Origin of the sequence: Sulfuricurvum sp. MLSB (assembly GCF_000747095.1) — a bacterium.
GTDB lineage: Bacteria > Campylobacterota > Campylobacteria > Campylobacterales > Sulfurimonadaceae > Sulfuricurvum.
Window position 1 is genome coordinate 1 of record NZ_JQGL01000143.1, and the last position, 7,666, is coordinate 7,666.

A 7,666-nucleotide genomic window follows, 5' to 3' on the forward strand; every position below is an offset into this window, starting at 1 on the left:
GGCCGATGACGACGCCGAATCCGTGATCGATAAATACCCGTCGGCCGATTGTTGCCCCCGGATGGATGTCGATGTTGGTGAAGATCTGGTTGACACCCATTAAAAAACGGGCGAAGGATTTGAATCCGCTTTGATAAAGGCGGCTGGAGATACGGTACCAAAAGATGGCCCAGACCCCCGGATAGTTAAAGAAGAGTTCGATTCGGGAACTGATGGCGGGATCGTTTTTGTAGACGTTCGAAAAATCTTCGGCAATTTCAGAAAACAGTCCCAAATTCAATCCTTATCGAGTGGTTCGCAGATACCCGTTTTGGTACAGGTACATTTCGAGTTTTTGAAGTGTATCACTTTTTTCTTCTTCTGTGCTAAATTCGCTTACGGCCAGTTTATTTTTAAGGTTTGTCAGAAGTTTGGACTTGTCGTAACCGATGTCTTCGAGAATGTTCATGATGTTGTCGGATTCGGTAAAATTTTCGATCTCATAACCCGTGTCGTTGATCAAAATCGTGCACTCGCTGGGATGCGTAAAGAGATTGTGGTTCATTCCCAGCGTCTCTTGATACGCTCCGACGTTGAAAAACGCGAGGAAATACTCTTCTTCGTCCAGGTCGATGTCGTGCAGATACAGCGGAGTCTCCGGTTTGAAACGGATTTCTCCGTCGCTGTCACAGGTAATGTCCCACAAACTTGCCGCACGGATTGCCGGTATATCGAGACGGTCCAGCGGCATGATCGGAAATTGCTGCTGCAATCCCCAATAATCGGGGATGCTCTGGAAAATGGAGCTGTTGATCAAGTAACGCTCCTGCAGTTTGACCTGAAGCCCCTCGATGTCGGGCAGCGGATTGTCCTGCGAGAGGTAGAGCGATTTTTTGATGATCTGATGAACCAGAATTTCGGCGTTTGAGCGGTCTTGGAGGTCGATATGTCCCAGATTGAACAGCGTCAGCAAGGACTCCATGTGATCGAGGGCATCATGCATGTACTCGATACAGGTGCGAGGCGAGAGAAGCGAATTGAGTTCGCGCAGCTCTTCGATCAGGGGAGGGTTTTGCTCTTTGAGTTTGAGCGATTTTGTCTGGTAATCGTGGCTGAAAAGCTCCAGCACCGGGGCAATCAGAACTGAGTGCGACGCAACGACAAAACGGCCCGATTCGGTAAAGATATCCGGATGCTCGACCCCTTTGGCGTTCATGATCTCTCTGAGGAGGTAGACGACGCTATTGGAGAATTCTTCGAGGGTATAGTTACGCATCCGCGTTGAAGGGTGTTGCGAGTATTCGACGGCGAGACCGCCTCCGATATTGATCGCTTTGAGGTTGTCGGCTCCCATTTTTTTAAGCTCGGCGTAGATGTTTCCCGCTTCGCGCAATACCCGCTTCAGCGTTGCGATCTCCTGCATTTGGCTTCCGACGTGGAAATGGATCATCGTAAAATACTCGAGCATGTTGTTCTCGCGGAGCATGGCAATCGCTTCGATCAATTCGGTAGACGTGAGGCCGAATTTGGCGCTCAGACCGCTGCTTTTCGCCCAAATGCCGCTTCCTTCGGATTGCAAGCGAACACGGATCCCGACGTTAGGGACTTTGAGGTTGCATTGCTGGGCGACGTCGATGATCCATTCGAGCTCGCCGAGTCCTTCGATGGTAATAGTGATCTGATGCCCCATGTGCGCGGCCATAAACCCAAGCGTGACCATCTCTTCATCTTTGAAGCCGTTGACGGTGATCGGAGAACCGATCGGAGTTTTCGCCATCGCGAGGGCCAGTTCGGCTTTGGAACCCGCTTCGAGGCCGTAGCTGTATTTTTCGCCGTGCTCGACGATGGCGTCTACCGCTTCGGGGAACTGGTTAACTTTGAGCGGAAATACGGCGTGGAATTTGCCGTTGTAGTCATTTTCGAAAATGGCGCGGCGAAAATTCGAATAGAGCATATCGATCTGTTTGCCGATCAGGTGGGGAAAACGGAGGATCAGCGGGCCGCGAAGGTTCGTTTTGCGTACCTGTTGGGTAATCTCAAGCAAAGAAGGGGAGCTTTTGTAATTGACTTTTACTTTTCCCTGATCGATGATATAGTTGTTTTCGCCCCAAATGTCTATTCCGTACGTTTTCACCGCTTCTCCCTTCAGCATTGGATTCTCAAAATTGGCTCATCGGAATAAGAGATTCCGATTTTTCAACTAGGTCTTTGACCCAGATCGTGTGGTTAGCGCGCTCGTTTTCACCGATGATCGCGCAGTAACGTGCATTGATTCTGTCCGCACCTTTGAGATGATTTTGCAGCTTTTTCGGGTCGTATTCAACAACCGCTTTTTGAGTCCGGCGCACCGATTCGGCTGCTTTGAGTACCAACGGAAGGGACTCTTCGTCCAGCGCTCCCAGATAATACCCTTCGCGTACGCTCTCGGGCATAACGATCAGCTCAAGCAGACGTTCGATTCCCAAGGCAAATCCGACGGCAGGAGTCGACTTGCCGTCGAGAAACTCGATCAGGCGGTCGTAGCGTCCGCCGCCGGCGATGGCGCTTTGGCTCCCGATGTTGTCGCTGACGAATTCAAAGGCCGTTTTGGAGTAATAATCCAGCCCGCGGACGAGGTTAGTATCGATCTCATAGGCGATAGCGTGCTGGTCAAGGATCGATTTGAGGGTATCGAAATCGCTTTGGCACCCTTCGCAGAGATTATTGATGAGTTTGGGAGCGTCGGTATAGAGGCTCTGGCACTTCTCGTTTTTACAGTCGAGTACGCGGATAGGGTTGGTCGATTTGCGGCGCTGGCAGTCCTCACAGATCGCATCGCCGCAGCTTTCGATAAATCCGACCAGTTTGTCGCGATACGCGGGCATGCAGTGCTGATCGCCCAGCGAATTGAGTTTCAGGCGGTAGCCGATTCCCAGTTCTTTGAGAATGTCGGCCACCATCATGATCATGAGTGCGTCTTCATAAACGCTCGCAACACCGAAACTCTCGACGCCGAACTGGTGAAATTCACGCAAACGCCCTTTTTGTGGACGTTCGTACCGGAACATCGGCCCGTGATAATAAAAGCGGTGGATGCCTCCCTTTTTATCCAGCTTGTGCTGGATAAAAGCGCGGACGACCCCTGCGGTTCCCTCAGGGCGCAAGCAAACGTCATTGCCCCCTTTATCGGTAAATTGGTACATCTCTTTTCCGACGATGTCACTGGATTCTCCGACGGAGCGTTTGAACAACGCCGTTTCTTCGAGCAGGGGGGTTTCGATGTAATGAAAACCGTACCGTTTGGCAACGGTCGAAGCGGTCGAGATAAAAAACTCAAAACGCTCGTAATCTTCGCTCAGGATATCGTTCATTCCGCGTAACGATTGGATCATAAGGCTCCTTTGATGAGATCGGCAATCTCGTGTGTTATGGTATCTATGGATTGTGTCGCATCGATTACATGGGTTTGAATTCCCAGAGCATACGCCGCAGCGATCAGAGCGTCCTGAATCGAGAGCAGATAATCGATCCCCCGCGATTCGATCACGTCGTGTTCTTTTTGGCTCAGACGAAACGAAAGCTCTTCGGGGGTAAGCTTGAGGATGAAAACCCGATCGGGCAGATACCCGTTGGTCGCAAGACGGTTGAGCATCACCAGTGTCGCTTCATCACACAAATTCTGCACGCTCGCATACGCCATTCCCGATACGGCGGAGCGGTCACTGATGACCAGGCGGTTCATATTGGGTAATATGATGGCTTCGGTATGCTCGGCGCGGTCGGCCAAAAACAGCAGAAGTTCCGCCATTTTGCTTTTGAGGTTGCCGTGCAGAACCATGTTGCGGATTTCGACGCCCGCTGCGGTTCCCCCGGGCTCTTTGGTGATGAGCGCGTCGGGAAACACTCCGCGCAGGCGTTCGATCTGCGTGCTTTTCCCGGCAGTGTCGATCCCTTCTATCGCTAGGTACATGGCGTGGCCTCGGGTAACGTACATGATTTCATGCTCCAAATGACATCCTGCACCGGTGCGGGGAGAAGGTGCTCTGTTTTGCCGTTGAATTTCAGCAGATTCCGGACGATTGATGAGCTGATGAACGCATGTTTGAGTTTGGGCATCAGGTAAACCGTTTCGATTTTCGGATCAAGAGAGTTGTTTAGATAGCCCAGCTGCAGCTCGAACTCAAAATCGCTCACGGCACGCAGACCGCGGATCAATACCGTCGCATCCAGCGTGTTGGCCAGTTCTACGGTCAGGTTGTCGAAACCGACGACGCGGACCCGCTCCAGATGCGCTACGGCGAGCTTGGTCATCTCCACCCGCTCTTCGAGCGTGAACATGGGGCGCTTGTCACGCGATTCGGCAACGGCGACGATCACTTCGTCAAAAAGGCGGATTCCCCGCTCGATAATGTCGTAATGACCGTTCGTGATCGGGTCGAAAGTCCCGGGATAAAGGGCTATTTTATGCATGGTTGTCCCCCCATCGTTTGTAGAGATCGTTGTCGATGCCGAGCAGGTCGAGCCATTTGCCGATCATAAAGTTTTCCATTTCTTCCAATGTGCTTTGTTCTCCGTAATAGGCCAGTACCGGGGGTGCGATGATGACTCCCATCATGGAGAGTTTGTGCATGTTTTCCAGCGCGATCGGCGAAAACGGAATCTCTCTGGGAGCCAGTACGAGGGTACGGCGTTCTTTGATCATGACCGCCGCGGCGCGCGTGATCAGGTTGTCGGCGATTCCGCAGGCGATTTTCGCCAGTGTGTTCATGCTGCACGGCGTAATAATCATCGCATCGGCCCCGTATGAACCGGATGCGACCGAAGCCCATATCTCATCGTTACCGTGGATCGTGAGGTTTTCTTCTTTGTCAAAAACGATTTTGGCATGATCGGAGATGATCAGGTGCTTTTGAACCGTGTCGGGGAGGGCGCGCAGGGTCTTAATTCCCAGCGCGGCACCGCTGGCACCGCTGATACCGACGACGATTTTCATTGCAGTTCCACCCGTTTTTCTCCGATTACTTTGGCACGGGAGCGTTTGCCGTCCCTTTTTTGAATCGTAATAATATCATAGAGTCCCCCTTCTTGCGTCGCCGTTGCGATCAATTCGAGGATAACGGAGCCGTTTCGCACCTCGACGATGACATTGTCGTCTTTGAGAATCAGAGGCATTTTTTCAACATTTCTGACGATGATCGGGGTCGCTGGCTTCAAACCGGCGCGGAAACGGTGTGGATGTTCGGGAATTCCCGTTAACGGGGTGTCTCTGAACGATTCAAACGGTACTTCTTTTAAGGCAGTGTTCGCTGTGTTCAGATTCTCTCTGCGCAAGACTTTACGGGTCGTATGCAATACGTTCAGCGTTGCGTCGAGCGAGTAATCGAAGTAGCGTCTCAAACCGTCTTTGTCGATGATGTAAAACGTTCCGTTCCCGTTGAGATAGCATGATGGGTCGAAAACGGCATTTGCTTCCGGCGGCAAGGATGCCAGATAGCCGTGCGGCATAATGCTGATATTCTCAATCGCGATCGTCGGATAGCGTTCCTGAAGGACGCGGGTCAGTTGGATTTTAAGCGACGTAACGTCAACAGGGCTTTTTTTGATAAAAGTGACAAACCGGATTTTTCCGGTATCCAGCCTGATGCCGTTGAGTTCGAATGTTTTGGCGACAACTTTGGCATCCATCCGATAAAGAATTTTACCCGCAGGGATGCGTACCAGTTCAAACCGCTTTTGCATCTTGGGAAACAGGTCTGTGGAAACAATGGTATTGTCGGTGAAAAAGTACTCTTTTTGAAGCTCCTGCGCGATTGCCGCCGTGCTCAAAAGGAGAAGGAATATCCATTTAATCATTAGGCAATTATAGCATATTGCGTATTAAGGCCGTCATTCAGGGGTGTCGGAGGGATTGATCACTGAGCATATATCCTCGATGCTCAGTGCGGATGAGACTGAGACAATTTGATCGTCGATAACGACGGAAGGGGTGCTTTTGATTCCGTAGCCGAGCATGCGGGAGAGATCGGAGGTTTTTTCAAAGTCGGCTTCAATGCCGCAAAGCGCGATTGCGGTTTCGATATTTTTTGCAATTTCGCGGCATAAATCGCATCCCGTTCCGAAAAGGATGATTTTCATCCTTCTCCCCGTGAGAGAATCTCGTTGGTACGTCGGAGCGCCTTGTCGATGTGGTCGACGATATTCTCTTCGCCGATTTTCTCGGTGATGTGGGATTTGGAGATAAAGCGGTGTACCTGAGAATTGACGCCCGAGAGAATGAGTACGGTATCGTTTTCGCTCAGCCTTTCGTGCAACACTTCCAGTGCGTGCAATCCTGCCGCATCGATGAGGGGGACGTATCGCATCCGAAGAATGAACACCTGCGGCGGTTTTTCAAACAGCAGGAGCGTATCGACGAGTTTTTCAGCAACGCCGAAAAAGAGAGGGCCTTGAATCTCGTAGATTTCGACACCTTCCGGGATCGATTTGTTCTGGATGGAATCCGGGTCGTTCTCTTCGCGCTCGACGGCGCGGATATGGGTCGCTTTCATCATCTGATCGATGAAAAGGATCGATGCAAGGGCAATGCCTGCCTGTATCGCGAAGTTCAAATCGACCAGGACGGTGAGGGCAAATGTGACAATCAAGACGATTCTGTCTGTACGGGGAGCTTTCATGATCTCGCGTACGTGCTTTATCTCCGACATGTTCCAGGCGACTACCATCAAGATTGCCGCCAGTGCGGCCAGCGGGACCTTGATGATCAGCGGAGAGAGGAGAAGCATAAAGATAAAAAGCCAGAACGCGTGCATCATCCCCGCTACGGGTGTCCGGGCTCCGGCTTTGACGTTGGTGGCGGTTCGGGCGATGGCTCCGGTGGCGGGAAGGCCGCCGAAAATCCCCGATGCGACGTTGGCAATACCTTGGCCCATCAACTCGGCATTGGGCTTGTGCCGTGTTCCGGTCATACCATCAGCCACGACAGCTGAGAGGAGCGATTCGATGGCGGCGAGCGTCGCGATCGTGATCGCATCGGGCAGGAGGAGGCGAAGTTTTTCGAACGTGATCTCGGGCCAGACGGGGGAAGGGAGCATTGAGGGAATGGCGCCGAAGCGGCTCTCTATCGTCTCAACAGGGAGACTGAACGCCCACACGACCAGTCCGGAGAGAGTAACAACGATAATGGGACCGGGGATTTTAGGGATACGGCTTTTGGCCAGCAGGATGACGCCGATCGAGGCGAGTGCAAGAAGGACGGCAACGATATTCGTATCATGCAGATGGGCGAGATAGACGGCGAGTTTATCGAGAAAATCGGGAGGAACGGTTTCGACACGGAGGCCGAAAAAATCGCGGATTTGCGAAAAGGCAATCAAAAGAGCAATTCCCGAAGTAAATCCGACAATGACAGGATAGGGGATGAACTTGATCATCTCTCCGGCTCTCAGAAAGGCCATCAGTACGAGAATTATTCCGGCCATAATCGTAGCCAGTACCAGTCCCTCGTAGCCGTGCTTCATTGCAACCGTTGCGACGGTGACAATAAATGCCGCCGTCGGCCCTCCGATCTGGTAGCGGCTTCCGCCGTGGGCCGAGATCAAAAAGCCCGCTACGATGGCGGTAAACAGCCCCCGCTCCGGCGGGAGATTAGAGGCGATTGCGATGGCCATGGCTAGCGGCAGGGCGACGATGGCGACGGCCAGCCCCGCAA

Annotated in this window: 8 protein-coding genes and 1 pseudogene; all 9 read right to left on the reverse strand. The window is 52.2% G+C overall.

The window, feature by feature from the left end:
- Positions 1-274 (reverse strand): annotated as a pseudogene (locus JU82_RS10655) (serine O-acetyltransferase); the annotation flags it as partial.
- A gap of 9 nt (positions 275-283) precedes the next feature.
- Positions 284-2,113: a biosynthetic arginine decarboxylase gene (gene speA, locus JU82_RS10660; protein WP_294892862.1), complete on the reverse strand. Its 1,830-nt coding sequence runs from the start codon at positions 2,111-2,113 to the stop codon at positions 284-286.
- A 25-nt stretch (positions 2,114-2,138) separates the two neighbouring features.
- Entirely contained in the window at positions 2,139-3,350 is a 1,212-nt protein-coding gene (gene hisS / locus JU82_RS10665; RefSeq protein ID WP_037950488.1) for a histidine--tRNA ligase, read from the reverse strand.
- Positions 3,347-3,928: a dTMP kinase gene (gene tmk, locus JU82_RS10670; protein WP_037950490.1), complete on the reverse strand. Its 582-nt coding sequence runs from the start codon at positions 3,926-3,928 to the stop codon at positions 3,347-3,349. Before tmk ends, hisS begins: the two co-directional genes overlap by 4 nt.
- Positions 3,919-4,428 carry a pantetheine-phosphate adenylyltransferase gene (coaD, locus tag JU82_RS10675; protein ID WP_037950493.1) on the reverse strand — a complete coding sequence of 170 codons (510 nt, stop codon included), beginning with the start codon at positions 4,426-4,428 and terminating at the stop codon, positions 3,919-3,921. The genes tmk and coaD overlap by 10 nt, the downstream gene beginning before the upstream one ends.
- Positions 4,421-4,951, reverse strand: coding sequence for a UbiX family flavin prenyltransferase (locus tag JU82_RS10680; RefSeq protein WP_037950495.1), 531 nt, complete (start codon positions 4,949-4,951; stop codon positions 4,421-4,423). The genes coaD and JU82_RS10680 overlap by 8 nt, the downstream gene beginning before the upstream one ends.
- A complete protein-coding gene (locus JU82_RS10685; protein WP_037950498.1) occupies positions 4,948-5,811 on the reverse strand; it encodes a flagella basal body P-ring formation protein FlgA in 864 nt (287 codons plus the stop codon). Before JU82_RS10685 ends, JU82_RS10680 begins: the two co-directional genes overlap by 4 nt.
- 33 nt (positions 5,812-5,844) lie before the next feature.
- Positions 5,845-6,093: a thioredoxin family protein gene (locus tag JU82_RS10690; protein ID WP_037950500.1), complete on the reverse strand. Its 249-nt coding sequence runs from the start codon at positions 6,091-6,093 to the stop codon at positions 5,845-5,847.
- The coding region (locus tag JU82_RS10695) for a SulP family inorganic anion transporter (RefSeq protein ID WP_037950509.1) at positions 6,090-7,666 on the reverse strand (1,577 nt) is incomplete at its 5' end. The genes JU82_RS10695 and JU82_RS10690, both read right to left, overlap by 4 nt.